Origin of the sequence: Accumulibacter sp., assembly GCF_036625195.1 — a bacterium.
GTDB lineage: Bacteria > Pseudomonadota > Gammaproteobacteria > Burkholderiales > Rhodocyclaceae > Accumulibacter.
Window position 1 is genome coordinate 326,275 of record NZ_JAZKUG010000001.1, and the last position, 20,624, is coordinate 346,898.

Here is a 20,624-nt window from a genome sequence, read left to right on the forward strand (position 1 = left end):
TGATCTCGTTCATCGTTGGTTACCTTGGCAGCCGCCGGCCGCGAGCCGGTCCCAGGCTTCCAGGACCAGGCGGCGGGTGCGGTATTCGCCGAATTCGCGGGTTTCGTTGTTCTTGAGGACGCGGAAGGTCTCGGAGGGGTAGTCGGCGCCCATGATGTCGGCGGGGTCGAGGATGTAGCGCAGTTCGTCGCGGCTGAGGCCGTAGAGGCGGGCGTAGCAGGCGTCGAGTTCGGCGCGCAGGACGGCGCGACGGTCGGGGTCCCAGGCGAAGGGCGGGCCGACGTAGCCGAGGTCGGCGGCCCACGGCGCGAGGTCGTGGGCGGTGTCGCTCAGTTCGAGGACACGCGGGACGATGAAGGCGACGTCGGATGCGCTGTAGCGGTCGGGCGGGAGCACCGGCAACTGCTTGTAGATGAAATAGTTCATGTGCGTACCGCCAGTCTTGTGGCGGGCGACGAAATCGAAGACTAGCGAGGTGAGATTGCCGAGCAGCGCGGCACATGGACGCCAATCCTGGCGCGGCGAAAAAAACATCAGCGGCAGGTTGTTCCCCACCCCAACCCGCGGCACCACCGACGCGATCACCGTGCGCTCATTGGTCGCATTGGTGATGTCCCGCCAGCCCATCAGCCAGCCGCGCTGCCATCTTCTTAAAGCGAGGCGGGATTCGAGTTCTGCCGCGTCGACCCAGTAACGCGGCGTTACCGCAAAATTCGGGTCTCTTTTGGCGTCGACCGCGACATCGCCGCTGGTGCCGTCAGCACCGTAGGTCGCCCAGCGATGGTCGAACTGGTGAACCATCTTCGCCTCGTAGAGGGGCAGCCGATTTGAACCTGCGGAGTCAATAAAGTGCTGGCTGTCTTCAGCCATATGAAACAACCGAGAATGGAGCCAAAGACCCCACGGGTTGCGCTCGGGCGGCCCTTCGGCGATCAGCACCGGCGCGGCGCGGTAGAGCTTCTTGGTCAGCTCGGCATCGCGCTCGCTGCGGAAGACCGGGCAGGTCAGCGTGTTGGGGTTGATCAGGCGGAATTCGTCGGGCGTCAGCCGGAAGCGGCGGCGCGGGTCGGCCAGTTGCGCGACCTGAGTGGCGAAGCAGACGAAGTCAGCGGCGGCGGCGCGGCCGAGGGTGAGCAGGCAGAACTTCATGCGGCTATCGACCGCCGGAAATACCGCTTCCCGGTTCTCGATGTCGTAGAGGCTGGCCAGACGGCCGCTCTGGGTCAGGTCGGCAAAGAAGGCCTTGGTGCTGTCGTCGGTGGCGATCCCGGTCGGGACGATGAACCCCGCTCGCCCGGTATCCGCGACCAGTTGGGCGAAGGTCTCGGCGAACAGCGCATAGGTATTGACGTCGCCGACGCCGGTCAGCGGGTAACGCCCGGCGTCGTGCGCGAACAGGCTGGCCGCTTCGGCGCTGCGCCGGGCGGCGAGGAAATCGGCGTGCAGTTGCTGTTCGGCGGCATTGGGCGGCTGCAGCCCCTGCGCCGCCTCGACCTCCGGGTAGAGCACATGCAGCAGCCGGCCCTCGCGCAGGAGTTCGATACGCCGCCCGCGCTCGGCCTTGTGCGGCGCTTCGGCGACGAGCGGGCTGCGGCTGGCGAAGAATTCCTCCTCCTGCAGCTTGATGCGCTCCCACGGCGGGTTGCCGAGCAGCACCGAAAAGCCGCCCTTGGCCTTGACCTGCGGAAAAGCCTGCCACCAGTGGAAGGCCTGCGCCGAGCGCGCGGCATCGCCGGCCGTCTTGGCAACACCGGGCCGCGGGTCGCCGCCATTCATCACCAGCCAGAGGTCCTGGCTGGTCGGCACCGTCGCTTGCGTGACCGCCGTCTTGGGCAGGACGAAGGCGGCGACGAAGATGTCCGCCGCCAGGCGGGCGCGCGAGGCGTAGCTTTTCGCCTCGGCGTCGGCAAAAGCGGCGCGCTTGGCTTCCTGCTCGGCCAGCGTGGCGTCGGGCAAGGCGTCGAGCGCCGCGGCGTCGGCGGCGGATTCGAGGCCCAGGGTGAGGTTGACCGCAGCCTGCGCCCGCGCCTTGTCGATGGCCTTGCGGGCGTCGCGGTTGGCTTTCTTGAGCGCCTTGACGGCTTCCCTGTCGTCGCCGGAAAGGGCGTCGAAGGCCTTGTCCGGGATGCCGGCGTCGAGCACGGCGGGGTCGACGATACCGAGCAGCGCGTCGCCGCAGCGCAGGTGGTGGTCGAGGAAGGTGAGCGCGCGGTCGGGCGAGTAGGCTTCGAGCCAGAGCGCGGTACGGGCGAGCTCGACGGCCATCGGGTTCTTGTCGACGCCGTGGATGCAGTGGGCGACGACGTCGCGCAGGGCATGGCGATAGTCGGCGGGCAGCGGGTTGCCATCGGTGGCGGAAAGGCGCGCGACTTCCTCGGCGATGCGGCGGGCGGCGGCGAGCAGGAAGTGGCCGGAGCCGCAGGCGGGGTCGCAGACGGTGAGCTCGAGCAGCGCCCTGACCGGCGCCTGCGGGTTGTCGGCGAGGGTGCGGGCGATGACCGGGTCGAGGGCGCTCTTGATCAACTCCTGCACCAGGCTGTCGGGGGTGTAGTAGGAGCCGGTGAGCTTGCGCGCGTTGCCGCGGCTCGAGCCGGCCTCGGCGTCACCGACGAAGCCGAAACGGCGGACGCTTGCGCTCAACGTCATCTCCGGCACCAATTCGAGCAGGCTTTCGTAGACGCTGCCGAGTTCCTCGGAATCCATGTCGCGGTAATTGACGCGCGAGAGTGCGGCGCCCTCGCGGAAGAAGCAGAGGCCGAAGAGCGCGCTGAGCAGCGCATGGTTGTCGAGCTGGGCGGCGTCGAGCTCCGGGCACTGGGCGGCGTGAAAGAGGCCGCCGAGGGCGGGCAAACCCAGCGCCGGTTGGCCGGAACCGAGGCCAGCGAAGGTGATGGTCAGCGCCTGCCAGAGGTCGGCATGGCGGTCGTAGCTGCGGTGGCGTGCGGCGAGCCGGCGCAGCCGCCCGAGGCTGTAGCCGGCGAGGTAGCGGGCTTTTGCCTCGGCGCTGGCGTCGGGGGCGAAGACGAGTTCGCGGTCCTCGATGGTGGCGAGGAAGATGAAGCGATAGACGAGGCGCAGCAGTTGCTCGAAGAAGGCCTGGGTGGCGAGTTCGCCGGCTTCGATGCGGCGACGCAGCTCAAAGTTGGCCGGGTGGGCGAGAAAGCCCGTGCCGAGGGCGCGCAGGGCGTCGGCAACGCCGTCGCGCAGGCGGTCGCGGGCGCGGATGCCGTCTTCCTGGGCGGCGTTGCGCCAGCTTTCGAGCGGGCAGTCAGCAGGTTCGGCGCCGGCCTGGCCGAAGCGGCTGGCGTGGGCGAAGAGCCAGAGAGCGGTGAAATCGGGGTAGAGGCCTTCGCTGAAGATGGCTTCGAGGTCGGCCTCGACGTAGGCCGGGCGGGTCAGGCTCGGGTTGTCGCGCAGGACACGCAGCCGGAGGCCGTTGCCGACCAACGCCCAGAGCGAGGCGTGATGGGCATTGAGGTACTCCTGCGCGAGCTGGAAGGGCGAACGGCGGCGGCTGCCGTCGCCGTGGCGCGGGCCGGGCTTGTCGAGCGGCTGGTCGTGGCCGGCGAAGATCAGCGGCACGCGGCCGTCGGCGGCGGCCCAGCCGACAGGAAAGCTGCGCCCGGCGAGGTCGACCGCGCCGACGCGGCGGATGTCGCCGAAGCCGAGCACCTGGCGGCAGAAGGGTACGAGGAAATGGTGCGCGGTGGTCGTGAACGGATCGCGGTCGGCACGCGCGCGGCGGGCGGCGAAGTCCTGCCAGAGGTTCTCGGCGATCTTCCAGTAACGGCCGATCTCGTCGCGCAGCTTGAGGCCGCGCGGGATGTCGTAGTCGGCCTCGCCCTGCCCGGCGGCTTCGAGGTGGGCGATCCTGTTGAGGAAGTCGGGCGCCAGCAGTGCGCCCTCGATGCTCAGGGCGGTGAAGGCGAGTTCGTTGGTACGGCGGGCCATGGTCGTCCTGGCGTGGAGAAAGTCAGCGGGAATCGGTCGGCGTCAGCCAGCGGTGATAGTCGGCGAGGTCGACGCAGGCGTAGCCCTGGGCTGCCAGGGATTGGCGCTCGGCGGGGGCGAACACCGGGGAGTACAGCGCGCGCTCCTGTTGCCAGCCCTTGAAACGGCGGCCGGTGGCGGTGGCGAGAAAATCGTCGACGTGCTGCCCGAAGGTGGCGAGTGCTGCCGGAGTGTGTTTGGCGGCAGCGCGCTTGCAACTGCCGAAACGAACACGCCGGTCGTTTTCATTGACGGCAACGATGTCGATCTCGACTAGGCGGGCGGCATCGCGCGGCCGGTTCCAGTAGCCGTGCACCAACTCGGTGAGCGGAAAATCGGCGACCCCGCGCCGTGACGCTTCGGCCATCAGCTTGCGGACCATGCGCTCGAAGGTGGGGCCCTCGTGGTTTTCGAGGCGAACTTCGCCAATGCGCAGCGCCTGCCCCGGTGGCTGGACGCGCGCCGCCTGCACCGCCGGCTCGATGGCCGCCAGCCAGGCGGCGAGGAAGTTGTCGCTGATCTGGTAGCGAGCCTGGCGATTGCTCGCCGGCGCGAATACCGGATTGAGCCGTTCGACGAGGCGGTAGCGGTCGATCAGCGTCGCCAGATAGGTGGCGAAGGAGCGGCTGTCGCCAAGGCTTTCAGCATAGGCGGCGGAGAGTTGCTGATGGGCGCAGGGTTGCTGGCGTGCAAGCAGGCGCAGCAGCGAGACCCCGGCGCCGCGCAGTTCGCGCAGGAACCAGGTGCCGGCTTCCTCGAGCAGCGGCGCGCGGGCCGAAAGAAACAGGGTGTCGATGATCCGGTCGGCAGCGCTGCGGCCATCGGCCGCGAAAGTGCCCTGATAGGCACAGTCGCGGTAGAACTTGGGAACACCCTCGAAGACTGCCCAGAAAGTCAGCCAGTCGCGCGGGCTGTCCAGCCCCTGGTCGGCAAAGACCTGAAAGAGCGTGGCGAAATCCCAGTGGTCGAGCGTCAGGCGGTCGGTCACGCGGGCATAGAGCGGCGAACCACGATCCTCGAGCAGCGCGGTCATCTCGGTATGGATCGAGCCGAGAACGAAGATGCCACCGCTGGCGGAACCGGTGAGCGCGTCGACTTCGGCCTGCAGCAAGGAGGTGAATGCCGCGAGCGACTTGCGGTTGAAATACTGGAATTCGTCGACGACGACAAAGATGCCGGCTCGGCAGAGCACCCCGATGGCACGTGCCATGTCCGAGAAGCGCCGCAGCCGGTCGAGCGCCAGAGTAGCCGGCAGACGACCGGGGTTGGCATCGGCAAAGGCGGCGAGCGCATCGGCAAAGACCGATACGACATCGCGCTCGTCGCTATCGGGAATCTGCACGTAAAGCGCCGCGGCCGAGCCGCTTTCACCCCCCGCTGCCAGCAGCGCCTCGCGGATCAGCGAGGTCTTGCCGATGCGCCGGCGGCCGCTGATCGCGCAGAAATACCAGCGCCCGCGTGTGAGCAGCAGCTTGATTGCCTCCAGTTCGTCGCGGCGGCCGTAGAACTTCCAGGATGTCATAAATCTCTTTTACGTAATTTTTCTTACGCTATCCAGTCTATTTCAAAAATCCCTTTAAAAACCGTTTGTTGCAAAACCAATTCGGGATGCCGAAAGCCCGCCCGGGGAGTTGTACTGTTCCGTCGGATTAGGCACGGCGGTCGACGCTCAACCTGACCGCCACCTGAAACACCCAAGAATTCATGGCCTTGTCGTGTCGTGATCGGACCGGGCGCTAGGCTGGAACGAGCACGAAGACCCCCATCACGTCGACCGGCAGGCTCGGCGTGACGCGGTAGTCGCCGGTGCTGCCGGAAGCTTCGCGCACGCGGCGGTGGTCGTCGAGCAATGCCTGGGCACGGTCGCGGGCGAGACCTTCGAGGGCCGGCTGCAGGGCGGGCAGGCGGTCGAGTTGCTGCTGCAGGTGGTGATCGCGCAGCGGTGGCGGCATGTTGCGGTCGGGTTCGGCCGCAAGCAGTTCGCGCACGGCATCGCCGGCCAACAGGCCGTCGCCCTGCCCTTCGGCAACGGCAACGGTGACCGTCTCCTCGCACAGCAACAGGCGCGAGCGCTGGCGCCGGGTGACCGTGAGCTGGTGGCGCAGGCGCAGCAGCAGGACCGTGGTGCGGACACTGACGGCGGCGGTGAAGATGGCGCCGGCGCGGGCGATGTCGGTCGCGGCATCGGCGACGGCTTCGTCGTCGAGGGCATGCTCGAGCAGGTGATCGGCGAGGCAGGCGACGAGCGGATGGGTGCGGTGGATGAAACGCGCGGCCGGCGCCGGTGGCTGGTGGAAGTCGATGCGCAGGGTGCCAACCAGCCCCTCGCCGGCGAGGCGCTCGCGCAGCGCGGGCGAGGCCAGGCTGCCGGCGTGCAGCTTCCAGTGGCCGGCGACCGCGCCGGTGGTCGCTTCCAGTGGCGCGCCAAGGCGGCTGGCGGCACGGCGGACGAAGCGGGCAACGTCCTCCTCGCCGCCGAGGACGGCGACGGTCTTCTGCCATTCCGGCAGCACGTCCTCGGGCTTCAGGCGGCGCTGCGCAAACAGGGTACGGTTGCGCGCGGCGCGCTCACGGGCCGATTGCCAGGCGGTTTCGATCTCCAGCGCCGGCTGGCCGAAGTCGAGCGTTCGCTGCGGCGAAACGCTGGCGACGCTGCCCTTCCTGAGCAGCACGGCGCCGACCAGTGCCTGGGTGAGCTTGCCTTCGTCGTCGGGCATCGGCACCAGCACGCCGAGTTCCTTGCGGATGCTCTCGGCCTTGCGCAGGATGACCTGCAGCACGGCACCATCGACCGGATTGTCGCGGCCATAGAGCATCGTGCTGCGCACCTCGCGCGCCTTCTGGCCGAAGCGGTCGACGCGGCCCTCGCGCTGCTCGTGGCGGGTCGGGTTCCACGACAGGTCGTAATGGACGACGGCGGTGAACAGGTGCTGCAGGTTGATGCCCTCGGACAGGCAGTCGGTGGCGACGAGGATGCGCTTTTCTGCCTCGCCCATGGCGTCGACCGCCGCTTCGCGCTCGGAGGACGCGAATTCGCCGGTGACCGCCTGCACCCGGTAATTCTTGAACGCCTTGCGCAGAGCTTCGGCAACGTAATGCGCCGTGGCGATGTAGCGGCAGAAGACAACCGGCTGGAAGCCGGCGCCGGTGAGCTCGCCGAGGTGGTCGAGCAGGCGCTTGAGCTTCGGGTCCTGTCCCGGCCCGGACAATGACTCGGCCTCGTCGATCAGCTCGCTGAGCAGCGCGCTGTCTTCCGTGCGGGCGGCCGGCTCGATGTCCTGCGTGCTGAGGTCGTCCTCGGCACCGTCGAGCACGCGCTCGCGGCCCAGCGCCTCAGCCTCTTCGAGGCTCTGAGCGGCGTCTTCGCCCTCCCCGAGCGTGCCGCTGGCAAGTCGGGTACGCAAGGCGTTGACGGCAGCCGCCGGCGACGACGAGATGCAGCGCAGCAGCGCGAGCGCCGCCCACCAGCTCATGCGCTGGCGCAGGGCACCCTGGCCCTCGGCGCGCTCGACCAGGGTGCGGGCGTAGGCGAGCACTTCGTCGAAGAGACGGCCCCAGGCGCCGGTGAGCTGATAGGTGATCTCGGCGGTCAGGCGCTCGGGGAAGACCTGACGGTCCTGCCATTCCTCGATGTCCGGCCGGCGGCGCTGGACGAAGTGACGGGCGAGCTGCTCGCGCAGCGGCTGGCGGGCGCCGGGTGCGGCATCCTGCAACTCGCGAAAACTCGGGTTCAGCAAGCCGAGCAGGTTGAAGAAGGCTTGCTCGTCGCCGGAGTGTGGCGTTGCGGTGAGCAGGATCAGGTGGCGCTCCGCGTTCTCGGCGAGCCCCTTGAGCAGCGTATGGCGCTGCTGCCGGCCCTGGCCGCTGACGGTACAGGTGTGGGCTTCGTCGACGATCACGCATTCCGGGCAGGCGCGCTGGAATTCGTCGCGGCGGCGGTCGGACTTGACGTAGTCGAGGCTGACCACAGTGTACGGGTAGGCCTCGAAAACCGACTGGTTGGCCGGCAGGCCGCGCTCGAGGCGCGCCGCCGTGGTGTTGCGGACGACGACCGCCTGGATGTGGAAGCGTTCCTTGAGCTCGCGCTGCCACTGCTCGCACAGGTGCGGCGGGCAGAGGACGCTCAGGCGGCCGATCTCGCCGCGGTCCATCAGCTCGCGGACGATCAGCGCCGCCTCGATGGTCTTGCCGATGCCGACGTCGTCGGCGACGAGCAGGCGCACGACTTCCTGCTTGAGGGCCATGAGCAGCGGCACGAGCTGGTAGGCACGCGGTTCGACGGCGATGTTGCCGAAGCTGCGGAACGGCCCGGCGCCGCTGCGCAGCCTGAGCCGCAGGGCGTCACGCAGCAACTGGCCCGCTGCGTAACTGGCACTTTGCGCCACGGTCGGCCAGGGGAAGCTGGCAGGCGTCACCGGCTGACGCTCGATCGGCAGGAAGATCAGCGTCGCATCGTCCTCGGCCGCGCCGAGCGGGCGCAGGTGCAGGGTGTCGCTGTCGGACTGCGGCAGGACGATCCATTCGCGGCCGCGGGCGGAAACGAGGCTGCCAGGCTGGAAGCGGGTCTGGGTGTTCATCATTCTCGGGTCAATTGCCGCGGCTGCCGCTGCCGAAGAGTCCGGCGTGGGCGGCGAAGACTGCCGGCCAGCGCTCCTGCTCCTTCGGGAAACGGACGATGTAGTAACCGGCTGCCGACAGTTTTCGGTTGCTTTCCTCGTCCCGCTCGTGCTGCGTCGCTTCCTCGTGCTGCGGACCATCGATGAATATCGTCGCTTTCCAGTCCGCGTAGAAGAAATCGGCACAGGTCAAGCACTCCGGGATGCTCTCCTGGCCTCGGTCCGGGCGCCGGTAGCCGTGGGCATCGACGTGCGCCAGCCAGGCCTGCTCGAGGCTGCTGCCCGACAGGCGCGACAGTTCGCCGGCCTGCTGTTCCGGGGTGCGCCCGAAGGAGCCGGTGACCCCCTGCGCCCACGTCAGGCGGCAGAGGATGTCGAGAGCCTTGCCGTCGTTGCCGGCATCCTGGCGGTCGATGACGGTGTGGTCGGGCTGGTTGTAGTACGAGAGCAGGCACTTGTAGCAACCGGCCTCGCAGAGTGGCTTGCCTGTTCCGTCGACTTCCTGGGCGAGGCGTGCACGGTCCCACCGTCCGTCATCCGGGCGCAGGAAGTGCATGATGCGCAGCGCCTCGTCGGCAACCCGGGCAAGCGCTCCCGGCTCGGTAGCGAGACGGGTGAGCACGCCGGCCCCCCCTTCGGCGGATTCGTAGAAGAGGATGGCCTGGCGGTTGTCGCGACCCGGCAGCGGCTCGGCCATCAGTTCGCTCTCCTCGAGTTGGTAGACTGCCTCGATGCCGCGCTTGAGGGCGTATTGCAGGGTTGCCATCGTCGCCTCATCGAGGGTCTCGGGCGGGCGCACGATGAGCACGTTGCGGCGGTCCTCGACGTAGGGAACGATGCGCTGCGGCGGCGTGCGGTCGGGCGGCGCGTCGGGATCCGGCTCGCCGCTCTCTTCGGCACCGCCGACCCAATGGCCGGTGACCGGGTTGATCATGAAGCCGAGGACGCTCTTTTCCTTGCGCCGGCGCCAGCCGAAATTCATGCGCCAGACCGTTGCCGCGGCGCCGTACTGCAAGCCAAGGACCGTTCCCTCGCCATCGGCGAGAATGCTGTCGAGGCGCTGGAGCCGACCGTCGGCCTCGGCAAACTGGATGGTGGTCTGCATTTCGTAGCCCTGGCGCGTACGTTCTTCCTCGTTGGCGGTGATGCGCTCGGCGCGGCGGGTGGATACGTTCTCGATGCGGTAGAGATTCTGGACCGCGCGTGCATCAGCGAGGGGCGCATTGCACGACACGCAACGGTCGGCATCGCGCTGGCTGCGGAAGTGTCCGTAGCCGCAGGCCGGGCACAGCCGTGCAACCTCGGTCGGCAGACTGGCGCCGTGCTTGACCTGGTCGTCCCCGGAAACCGCCAGCATGGCGCGGACGACTCGGTACTGGCTGCCCTCGTGATAGATCAGGCTGTACGGGCCGAACTCGCTCAAAGCCAAGAACCGCGGCCGGGTCAGGAAGTTCTCGCGCCCGATCTTGCCCTTGCGCGCCGGAATATAGGCCATCAGCGGCAGGCGCGGGAAATTGTAGCCGGGCAGGAATCCCTGGCTGGCGAGATAACGGTAAGTGTAGAAGTCCGAGTTGGCACTCCCCGACTCCTGCAGCACCAGGGACTGCTGGCGGAAGGCTTCGTCGTGGCGTTGCTTGGCATCGCGCCGCTCACGCTCGCTCGCGGCCGGATTGTTCATGATCCGCTGGTTGATCTCCATCTGCCGCTTGGTCGCGGCGAAGAGGTCACGCCAGCGGCCGAGCGCCTGGTCGAAGGAGGCGAAGGCAGTGGCAAACACACGTTCGGCGAAGCGCTCGTCGTACCAGGGCGCCTTGGCCGGCGCCAGCTCGCCCGACAGCATGCCGAGGATGCGCAAGCCGCGTTCGTGCGCCCGCCGCTGCGGCGCGTCGGCGTCGAGTCCGGCGCGCAGATGCGCAGCCAGTGGCGCCCCGTCAGTCCCCATGTCGAGCAAGCCGCGGATGCTGCTGTCGAGTTTGACGCCGGTTTCGGCAAGCCAGACGGCGTGCAGGTGGCTCTGGATGAGTTCCCGGTTGGCCAGATCGAGGGTCGGCGGATTGACCTGGCCGTGGACCATGCGCACCGGGTCGCGGAAGAAATACTGGTCGTGCGGCGACTGGGCAGCGCAGTAGGTAATGACCAGCGCCGGCTGCCCGGCCCGCCCGGCGCGGCCGCTGCGCTGCGCGTAATTGGCCGGCGTCGGCGGCACGTTGCGCAGGTAAACGGTGTTGAGGGACGAAATGTCGACGCCGAGTTCCATGGTCGGGGAGCAGAACAGGACCGGCAGCCATTCGAGCGGCTTGCCGGTCTTTTGGAGCCATGCGTCGCGATCCTTTCGGGTAAAGCGGAAGCGCGCCTCGCGTTCGAGGCGGTCGTCCTGCTCGACCTGGGCGGTATGCTCGCGCGCCTCGAAGTCGAACAGGCGGTGCGCGGGGTTGGCGAGCAGCGCGGCGACGTTGCCATAGAGGCCACGGAAGAAGGCGTTGTCATCGGCGCCGCGGCGGCTCTGACCGTCGCTCAGGCGCCAGACGACAGCGGTGCCGTTGAGCTGGTAGCCGGTCATACCGAACTCAGTTTCCTCGGACAAGACCAAACCATAAGTGCGGGCGGCTTTGAGCAGCGCGGTGATGATCTCCTGATAATGCTCGTCCTTGATCCGCGCGGCGTGCGGGTTATCGCGCTCATCCGGCTCGCGCCAGCTAGCCGGTTGCTTGAGCAGACGGCCCAGTTTCGAGCGGGCACTCCCGGAAACCAGGTAATCGACGTTCCGGCGGTCTTCATCGCGCGGCTTGCCGACCGTGATGAACCAGTTCGAGGCCACCGGCTGCTCGTCTTCGCTGAAACCCCAGGGCTCGCGCAGATTGGCGTAGCTGGCGATGCGAAGCCGGTCGAGCTCAGCGCGGTCGAGGTAGCGCGATGCCAGGCATAGGCCCTGGCGCATGGCGTCGAAGAGGGTTTCCAGGATGCGCTGGCGCACGGCAGGGGATGCCGCCTGCAGGATGAGGGGCGCGTCCTGCCACATGTCGGGGGCCGCGGCGAGGTCCCCGATGTCACGATAGGCGATGCGGACCAGGCCCAGTTGCTCGAGGTTCGGGTTGTTGAAGCGCCAGCCGCGACGCAGATCGTAATGGATGCGGTAGCCGAGGATATTGCGCAGGGTGTCCTGAACCTGACGCCGGGCGTTGCCGCGTACATCGGGGTCCTGCATGTACTCGGCGCGGACGCCGGGATCGTCGCGGTCGAAGCCCAGTGCCGCGAAAACGGCCGCCGCGATGCTGCTCTCGTCGATCTCCCTGCCCGACCTGGCCTGGACGGCAGCCAGAAGCGCCGCCCGCTGCAGCAAGATCTGCAGGAAGTCGTTGAAATGGCCGACCTGCAGCGCGGCGTCCTGCCGGTTGTCGGAAAAACCGAGAACCTTCTTGGCCTCCGCACTCAGCTGGGCATCCTGCTCGTAGAGGTAGCGCAGCGATGCGAGGGTGAGCATGGTCGTCGCCGAACTGCGCCCCTCGCCGGAGAGGCCGGCCAGGCGCAGGTAGTCGCGGCCGGACGTGCTGTGGGTGACGCCACAGTTCAGGCAGAAGGCGAACGTGCCGGCGATGTACCACCCACGCACGCCTCCGTTGTCGAGTGCGCCTTCGCCGTTGAGGGTGACCGGGACCGGTCGCCGCTTGCGGTAGGCCGCCTTGAGGCGGAGATCGTCGCCGGCCGCTTCGAGCCAGGTTTCCGGGTAGCGGTCGACGGTGTCCGCCCAGATGCCGGTCGTGTCGGGCATGAAAAAGCCATTGCGCACCTCTTCGTCCTCGTGCGCCCGGTCCTCAAGGTTGCGCGGCACAAACTGCCGGCCGGCAGCGCCGTTCTCGTCCCAGACGGGAAGATATTCCTGGCCGCAATCGCGGCAGAAATGCGCCGGGTAGAGCTTGCGGGCGCGGTCGCCGGGAACGTACTGGCTACCGTCGAGCGTCAGGTAGCGCTTGCCCGCGGCCTCGAGCGTCGAAAACACCTTGCCACCGCCGGAAATGAACTGGTGAAGCTTGAAGGCGAAGAGGCTGCGGCCGCCCTCTGCTGCCGGCTTGTCCGTCGTCCGGTACGAGAGCAACAGGAAATCGGCGAGTACCTTGCGCGCCTCGGCTTCCGGAATATCAGCGTCGGCAGCGAGCTGTTCGGCGGCGGCGGCCAGCGTGACCGGCCGAGCGCGCCGCCACTTGCCCTCGTCACGGGTCAAGCCGAGCGTCAGCTCGGTCCATACCGCCAGGGGATGCTGCGCAAGCTCGGCGAAGCCCGGAGAAGCAGGCAAACTGGTGCGCAGCACCGCCCCAAGCCGACCGCGAACATGTTCGACCAATGTCGCTTCCGGCGTCACGCGCCGCAGGGTCTCGGTGATGACATTGGCGGGCGGAATCGGGGTGCCGAACAGGCGCGAAGCCACTTCGGCGACGACGGCATTGCGGTCGGCTTCATTGCCCCCCGTTGCCATGGTCGCCGAGGTCCCGATGCATTGCAGGTTGTCGGCCACGGCTTCGCGCACACGGCGGACCAGCAGCGCCACATCGGCACCCTGGCGGCCACGATATGTGTGAAGCTCGTCAAGGACCAGGAAACGCAGGCCCTTCGCGTTCCCGATGACCGCCTTGTCCTTGTCGTCCTGACGGGTCATCAGGAGCTCGAGCATCATGAAGTTGGTGAGCAGGATATCGGGCGGATTGGCGGCCAGGCGCTGGCGCTCCTCGTCGCCCTCCTGCCCGGTGTAGCGCCCGAAGGTGACTGGCGGCGCATCGCCATAGTCACCAAGGAATTTGCCAAGCTCCTCGAGCTGGCTGTTGGCCAGCGCATTCATCGGATAGATGACAATGGCGCGTGTGCGCGGCGTGTTGTCAGTTGCCTTGGCCTTGAGTACGGCGTCGACGACGGGAATGAAGTAGGCGAGCGACTTGCCTGAACCGGTACCGGTGGTCAGAACATAACTGGCACCGGATTTGGCGAAGCTGATGGCTTCTTCCTGGTGCGTGAAGAGGCGGAGCGAAACGCCGGCCGAGCCGGCGCTCTTGCCTGCCCGGAAAATGCGGCCGCACGCAGGGTGCAGTGCTCCGGCCGCCGCCAGTTCGTCGACCGTATGCCCCGCCTTGAAGTTGGGATTGATCTGGATGAGCGGTTCCGGCCAGTAGCGCTGCGAGTCATGGGCCGACTCGACGAAGCGCGCAATGTCATCACTCCGGATCCGGGTGAAGCTGCGCGTGAACTGGCGGTATTCGCCGACCAACTTCTCCCTGAACTCGAAAACGTCCATTGCTTCCCACCTCTGGCAGCCGTTCTCGCTGCGATGTCAGATTTTTGCCGATTCTTCGTTTGAAAGTTGATCATGGACATCATGAAGTACGGCGCCGACTGCACGGTCGTGGAGCCGGCCGCGTTGCGCCAGCGCGTTGCCGACGAATTGGCTGCCGGCCTGAAAAGCTGCCGGATCTGACAGGTTCACTTGCTGCGCCCACGCACGCGTAGTCGTGAATCCCGCCCGGCAACGAAAACCCGATGGCCGTCCATGGCGGCTGCCCGGATTGTTGCCGGCCCTCCTGCCGCTGCTGTTCCTGCCTTGACTTGCCCGTGACATGTGGTCGGCCGGCGGTTCAGGGAATGGGTTGTCCGGCCCTCTGGCTACACCGCTTTTCATTTTTCTGGCGCTTGTCGTGCTGGTGCTGACGGCACTCGTGTCCCGCCGCAGACGCCGCAGACGACTCCGGCGAACGATGGCCTGGTTCGGGCTGCTCTTCCTGGCGACCATGGCCGGCCAAATACTTGCCGACAACATCCGCGATGACGCCCGCAACCGACTTTCCCGGACAGGCCCTGGCCACAAGATCTCTCCCGACCGGCTACTCGATGACGGCTGGTGTCCGCGGCGGCAGCGGACGCGTCTGCTGACGCTCGGGCAACAGCGGGATCACCCGCGGCCGGCAGCTTCCGAGTTCGCTGCGCTCGGCGGCGAAACGCCCCTCGGCACGCCGGCACTGCTCGGCACTCATTTCGGCCAACTTGCCGCGCAGACAGCACCAGCCGGTCTCCGGCTGGCAGCGACGCTGCGCCTCGCGCCGTTCATCGCTGAAATAGCCGCGACACTGGTTGGCCGTCGTCTCGCTCAGACGGCCATCCTGGCAACACCAGCCGGAACGGGGCGGTGCCGGGCAGCGCTGCCGCGCCTCGTCCTCATCGGGCGAAAAGAAGCCGCGGCATTGCCCTGCCGGCACCTGCACCACCCGGCCGCCGGCCTGACAGCACCAGCCGGCCGCCGCCCGTTGCCGGCAGCCCGCCTCGGCCTGGCGGCGGTCGAACCAGAACTGCTGCCGCTCGCACTGCTCCGGCAGGCGCTGCTCGAGCCGCTCGCCGACGCAGCACCAGCCCGGATAGCGCTCGCGCCAGCCGACCGTGGCCGCCAGTTCCGCCGCGTCGAGCTGGCGCAGCGGACCAACCTGCCGACCGCGCTGCCAGGACGCTTCGCCCGCCGCCGGCACGCTCTGCTCGCGCTCGCCGAACATCAGCGCCCGGCCGGCGAGGACGGTGACGATCGTCTCCTTGCCACTGACGCGGATGTTGACCCGGCTACCGAGATTGCCGTTGACGTCGGGGGTCGAAAAGCACTGCACATCCTTGTCGATGAACACCTGCCCGATGTCGATCTGGATGTGGATGCAGCGCCGCCCGCCGCGCGTCTCGACGCGAAACGAGAAGCGCGGATCGGTGTTCTCGTCGAGTTGGACGAAGCCGCCACCGTTGAAGGCGACGAAAGCGCTCGAAGCGGCGCCGGTGGTGACGGTATCGCCCTCGTGCACGCTCGCGCCATCGCGCGCCCGCGCGCCGTTGAGGAAGACGTTCGGTCCGGCGACGCGCAGCGTGCCGATCGCCGCACCGCCGGCATCGCCAGCGGGCAGCGGCGCGCAGGCGGCGCCGACGAGGAGCAGCAACCAGGCGAGGGCGAAGAGGGGCAGGCGGAACGGTCGGTGCAGCGTCATCGCATCACTCCTTGAACAGCAGGCGGCTGGCGCGCGCGCTGACACCGGCAACCTGTGACGCCGGCACCCAGAGCACCCGGCGGGCGGCCTTGTCCCAGAAGACGAACTCGTCGCCGGTCCTGCGCAACAGGAACAGGTCACCGCGCACTCCAGCCAGCAGCGAGCTGTCGCTGCTGACGGCAACCAGGGGATACTCGTTCGGACGCACAAGCACGCCATAGGCCATCGGCAGCAACAAAGTATAGACCACCAGGACGACCATGAAGGGCAGTGCCAGCCACAGCCGCCAGGGGGACGCAGCGCCGAGATACCACACCGCGACCACCACCAGGGCAACCTCGGCTGCGCCACGCAAGAGCTCGCCGAAGCGGCTCTTGAGCAACACGAGATCGGCGCGGTCGGGGGAGGTCAGCCATTGCCGGATCTCGGTCGACCCCTGGCTTTCACTGCTCACCGGGGTCGCGTAGAGGATGTCGGCCACCGCCAGTACATCGACGAAGGGGTTGAGATGGGTCGTCAGCCGCAACAGCAGCACCAGCACGAGTGCGGCAAAGGCCAGCTTGCGCCAGGACCAGGGAAGCTGCTGCAGCGCTTGCGTGCCGCGCAGCGCCAGGCGGTCGGCAAGCTGCTGCAGCGCCTGCCGCCGGCGCGCTGCGAGCCAGCCGACGAGCACCAGCAAGGGCAGCGCCGCGAGCAGCAGCCAGCCGGCGAAGTAGAGCCAGGGAAAGGCCGGGCTGAGGTAGTCCGCCGCGAGGACGACGAGGAACTTCGCTCCTTCCTGCAGGAAATGGTCCGCATCCTGCGCCACCAGCCCCTGCAGCCCGAGCAGGTTGAGCTGCGCCCGCGCGACCAGATAACCGAAGGAATAGAGGACGGCCGCGATGCCGGCGAGCGAGCCCGACAGCCAGCCGAGAAAGAGCGTGATGCCCTTGATCAGGTCCATTCGCCGCTCCCGGCGCCGTACCGCGGCGGCCTACCGCGTGCCCCCTCACCGCCGGTCCGGTGGCCCTGCTGCCGCATCACGGCGCCGCCCATCCGCCGCCGGTAATCCGTCGCCCGATCATCGCCAACTGCTCCCGCTCTCAGTCCGCAGCCGCTGCATCGAGCACATCAGTGAAACCGAAGCGGCTGAGGTCGGCCATGCGCATCGGGTAGAGGATGCCGTCGAGGTGGTCGCACTCGTGCTGCACGACGCGCGCGTGGAAGCCGCTGACACTGCGCTCGATCGGCCGCCCGCAGGGATCGAAGCCGCTGTAGCGCAGCCGACTCCAGCGCGGCACCCAGCCGCGCAGGCCGGGAACCGACAGGCAGCCCTCCCAGCCCTCCTCGACATCCGGCGAGAGCGGTGTCAGTACCGGGTTGATCAGCACCGTCCACGGCACCGGCTCGGCATCGGGGTAGCGTGCGCTGCGCTCGCAACCGAAGATCACCAGCCGCAGGTCGACACCGATCTGCGGCGCTGCCAGACCAGCGCCGTCGTGGTGCTGCATCGTCTCCTCCATGTCGGCAACCAGTGCGTGCAGCCAGGCTTCGTCGAAGCGATCGACCGGCCGTGACCGCCGCAGCAGCCGCGGATCCCCCATGCGCAGCAGCGGCCTAATCATGATCGTCGCTCGCCAGCATGGTTTCGATGAGCCGCCGCACCGGCTCCATCGCCTCTTCGAGCACCTGGCGGATCGTCTCGAGACTGATCCCCTGGCCCGGCTCGCCGCGACCGGCGGCGTAGTTGGCGACGACGTTGATCGCCGCGTAGGGAACACCCAGCTCGCGCGCCAGCGCGGCCTCCGGCATGCCGGTCATGCCGACGACGTCGGCGCCGTCGCGCTCGAGGCGGTTGATCTCGGCAGCCGTCTCCAGGCGAGGTCCCTGCGTCGTGGCGTAAACCCCGGCATCGCTGACCGCCACCGCCGCCTTCGCCGCTGCGGCGCACAGGCGGCGCCGCAGGCGACGATCGTAGGGCTCGGTGAAGTCGACGTGATGGACGGCGCTGCCCGGACCTTCATGGTAGGTCGCCGCACGGCCCCAGGTGTAGTCGAGGATCTGGTGCGGAATGAGCAGGTCGCCGGGCCGCAGGTCGGCGCGGATACTGCCCACCGCCGCCACCGCGACGATGCCGAGCGGCTCGCAGTCACGCAGGGCCCAGATGTTCGCCCGGTAATTGACCTCGTGTGGCGCCAGGCTGTGTTCGTCACCGTGGCGCGCCAGGAAGACCACCGGCCGGCCGGCGAGGTGACCGAAGGTGAGCGGCGCGGACGCCTCGCCGTACGGCGTTGGCGCCGGCCGGCGATGCGAGACCTCGAGGCCGGCGAACTCTGCCAGCCCGCTGCCGCCGATGATTGCCAGCATCTCAGTCCTCCCGCATGGCGTAGATGGCCGGCAGGTTGCGCCAGGCACCGCGGACGTCCATGCCGTAGCCGAAGAGGAAACGATCGGGAACGGTCAGGGCGACGAAATCGGCCGTGATCGGTTTCTCCCGCCCGCGCAGTTTATCAGCGACGACCGCCGTGCAGCAGGCCTCGGCACCCTCCTGCAGCAGGCGCTTGCGAATCGCTGCCAGTGTCAGACCCTCGTCGAGGATGTCGTCGACCAGCAGCACGGTCCGCCCGCGCACCGGAATGCTCGGCAAGCGCAGCCAGGCGATGGCACCGCCGCTGGTCTCCTGCCCGTAGCGGCTGACGTGGACGTAATCGAAGTCGAGCGGAAAGCGGAGTTGCGTCATCAGGTGTCCGGCAAAGGGTACGCCGCCGTTCATCACGCAGAGCAGCAGCGGATTGCGGTCGCACAGCTGCTCGCCGATGGCGCTGGCGACCCGGCTGACCGCCGCGGCGACGCTCTCGGCGGAATGGATCAGCTCGGCCGCAGCGAGGATGGCCAATGCCTGCCGCGGATCGATCATCGCCTTGCCGGTACCACAGTCCATGGGCCCTGCGGCGCGGCGCGGTGGCACTGGCGCGCGAAGCGCAAGGGCCTCACCGATCGGCCTCCGCCCCGCCGAGCAGGGCCAGCATCCGCGCTTCGTCGATGATCGGCACGCCGAGTTCCTGCGCCCGCTGCAGCTTGCTGCCGGCATCGGCACCGGCAACGACGAAGTCGGTCTTCTTCGACACGGCGGCGCTGACCTTGCCGCCGGCCGCTTCGAGCATCTGCCGCGCGGCGTCGCGAGTCAGCGACGGCAGGGTGCCGGTGAGAACGAAGCTGCGGCCGGCGACGGCAGCGGTCGATGCCGCCCGCGCCACGGCTTCGCCCTCGCTCCAGGCGACGCCGGCGGCGCGCAACTGCTCGATGACCTCGCGGTTGTGTGGCTCGCCGAGAAACTGGCGGATCGACTGCGCGACGATCGGGCCGACGTCGGGCACCAGCAGCAGTTGCGTTTCGTCGGCGGCGAGGAGGCGATCGAGGCTGCCGAAGTGCCGTGCCAGGTCGCGCGCCGTGGCTTCGCCGACATTGCGGATGCCGAGCGCGTAAATGAAGCGCGCCAGCGTCGTCTGCTTGCTCCGCTCGATTGCTGCCAGCAGGTTGCCCGCGGACTTGTCGGCCATCCGTTCGAGGTTGAGCAGCGCCAGCAGGCCGAGGCGATAGAGGTCGGCCGGCGTACGCACGACGTCGTGCTCGACCAGTTGCTCGACCAGCCGCTCGCCGAGGCCTTCGATGTCCATCGCCCGGCGCGAGGCGAAGTGCAGCAGCGCCTGCCGGCGTTGCGCCGGACAATAGAGACCGCCGCTGCAGCGGGCGACCGCCTCGTCCTGCTGGCGCACGACCTGCGAGCCGCAGACCGGGCAGCTCGCCGCCATGACGAAGGCGGTCGCCGCCGGCGGCCGCTTCTCCGGCAGGACGCGGACGATTTCCGGAATCACGTCGCCGGCGCGGCGAACGACGACGGTGTCGCCGACGCGCACGTCCTTGCGCCGGACCTCGTCCTCGTTGTGCAGGGTGGCGTTGGTCACCGTCACGCCGCCGACGAAGACCGGTGCCAGCCGTGCCACCGGCGTCAGCGCACCCGTACGGCCGACCTGCAGCACGATGTCGAGCACCTCGGTCAGCGCTTCCGCAGCCGCGAACTTGTGCGCCAGGGCGAAGCGCGGCGCCCGCGAGACGAAGCCGAGACGCTCCTGTGCCGCCAGCTCGTCGACCTTGTACACGACGCCGTCGATGTCATAGGGCAGCGTCGCGCGGCGACTGCCGATCTCACGCTGGCAGGCGAGGAGTGCCGCGAGACCGCTGACCCGGCGTCGCTCGGCGGCAACCGCGAAGCCCCACGCGGCAAGCCGCTCGAGCAACTCGCAGTGCGTCGCCGGCAGGACGCCGGCAGCGACCGCGCCGACGCCGTAGGCGACGAAACGCAGCGGTCGCGTCGCGGTGATGCGTGGATCGAGCTGGCGCAGGCTGCCGGCAGCGGCATTGCGCGGATTGACGAATTCCTTCTCCCCCTTCTGCCGCTGCTGCTCGTTCATCCGTTCGAAATCGCTGCGCCACATCAGCACCTCGCCGCGCACCTCGAGCAGCGCCGGCCAGCCGCTGCCCTGCAGGTGCAGCGGGATGCTGCGCAGGGTGCGCAGGTTGGCCGTCACGTCTTCACCGGTGTTGCCGTCGCCGCGCGTCGCGCCGCGCAGCAGGACACCGTGCTCGTAGCTCAGGCTGACCGCCAGGCCGTCGAACTTCGGTTCGGCGACGTAGCTGACCTCGCCTTCGGCGGCGAGCCCTTCGCGCACGCGGCGATCGAAGGCCGCCACCTCGTCGTCGCTGAAAGCGTTGTTCAGCGACAGCATCGGCGTCCGGTGCGCGACCGTGGCGAATCCGGTGAGCGGTGCCGCGCCGACCCGCTGCGTCGGCGAGTCGCTGCACAGCAGCTCGGGGTGCTCGGCCTCGAGCGCCTGCAGCTCGCGGAACAGTCGGTCATACTCGGCGTCGCTGATCAGCGGCGCGTCGAGGACGTAATAGCGATGATCGTGTTCGCCAATCTCGGCACGCAGGCGACTCGCCCGCTCGCTTGCGCTGATGGACACCGTCGCAGCGGCCTGCG

At 68.4% G+C, this 20,624-nt stretch carries 10 protein-coding genes; all 10 read right to left on the reverse strand.

Annotated elements, in window-relative coordinates:
* Nucleotides 1-9 precede the first annotated feature (9 nt).
* The 10 genes from V5B60_RS01540 to ligA all read right to left on the reverse strand — a co-directional run bounded on the left by V5B60_RS01540 (nt 10) and on the right by ligA (nt 20,601).
* Nucleotides 10-3,951, reverse strand: coding sequence for an Eco57I restriction-modification methylase domain-containing protein (locus V5B60_RS01540; RefSeq protein ID WP_332345276.1), 3,942 nt, complete (start codon nt 3,949-3,951; stop codon nt 10-12).
* A gap of 22 nt (nt 3,952-3,973) precedes the next feature.
* Nucleotides 3,974-5,512, reverse strand: coding sequence for an ATP-binding protein (locus tag V5B60_RS01545; RefSeq protein ID WP_332345277.1), 1,539 nt, complete (start codon nt 5,510-5,512; stop codon nt 3,974-3,976).
* 214 nt (nt 5,513-5,726) lie between these two features.
* Nucleotides 5,727-8,567 carry a helicase-related protein gene (locus V5B60_RS01550; RefSeq protein WP_332350380.1) on the reverse strand — a complete coding sequence of 947 codons (2,841 nt, stop codon included), beginning with the start codon at nt 8,565-8,567 and terminating at the stop codon, nt 5,727-5,729.
* A gap of 10 nt (nt 8,568-8,577) precedes the next feature.
* Entirely contained in the window at nt 8,578-13,887 is a 5,310-nt protein-coding gene (locus V5B60_RS01555; RefSeq protein WP_332345278.1) for a DEAD/DEAH box helicase, read from the reverse strand.
* 583 nt (nt 13,888-14,470) lie between these two features.
* Complete coding sequence (locus V5B60_RS01565; protein WP_332345280.1) at nt 14,471-15,604, reverse strand: hypothetical protein; 1,134 nt, start codon at nt 15,602-15,604, stop codon at nt 14,471-14,473.
* Nucleotides 15,605-15,608: 4 nt separating this feature from the next.
* Nucleotides 15,609-16,547 carry a hypothetical protein gene (locus V5B60_RS01570; protein WP_332345281.1) on the reverse strand — a complete coding sequence of 313 codons (939 nt, stop codon included), beginning with the start codon at nt 16,545-16,547 and terminating at the stop codon, nt 15,609-15,611.
* Nucleotides 16,548-16,686: 139 nt separating this feature from the next.
* Entirely contained in the window at nt 16,687-17,208 is a 522-nt protein-coding gene (gene def, locus V5B60_RS01575) for a peptide deformylase (RefSeq protein ID WP_332345282.1), read from the reverse strand.
* Nucleotides 17,201-17,950 carry an S-methyl-5'-thioinosine phosphorylase gene (locus tag V5B60_RS01580; RefSeq protein ID WP_332345283.1) on the reverse strand — a complete coding sequence of 250 codons (750 nt, stop codon included), beginning with the start codon at nt 17,948-17,950 and terminating at the stop codon, nt 17,201-17,203. The genes def and V5B60_RS01580 overlap by 8 nt, the downstream gene beginning before the upstream one ends.
* 1 nt (nt 17,951) lies before the next feature.
* Nucleotides 17,952-18,500, reverse strand: coding sequence for a hypoxanthine-guanine phosphoribosyltransferase (locus V5B60_RS01585; RefSeq protein WP_434735356.1), 549 nt, complete (start codon nt 18,498-18,500; stop codon nt 17,952-17,954).
* Nucleotides 18,501-18,573: 73 nt separating this feature from the next.
* Entirely contained in the window at nt 18,574-20,601 is a 2,028-nt protein-coding gene (gene ligA, locus V5B60_RS01590) for an NAD-dependent DNA ligase LigA (protein ID WP_434735357.1), read from the reverse strand.
* Between the last annotated feature and the right edge of the window lie 23 nt (nt 20,602-20,624).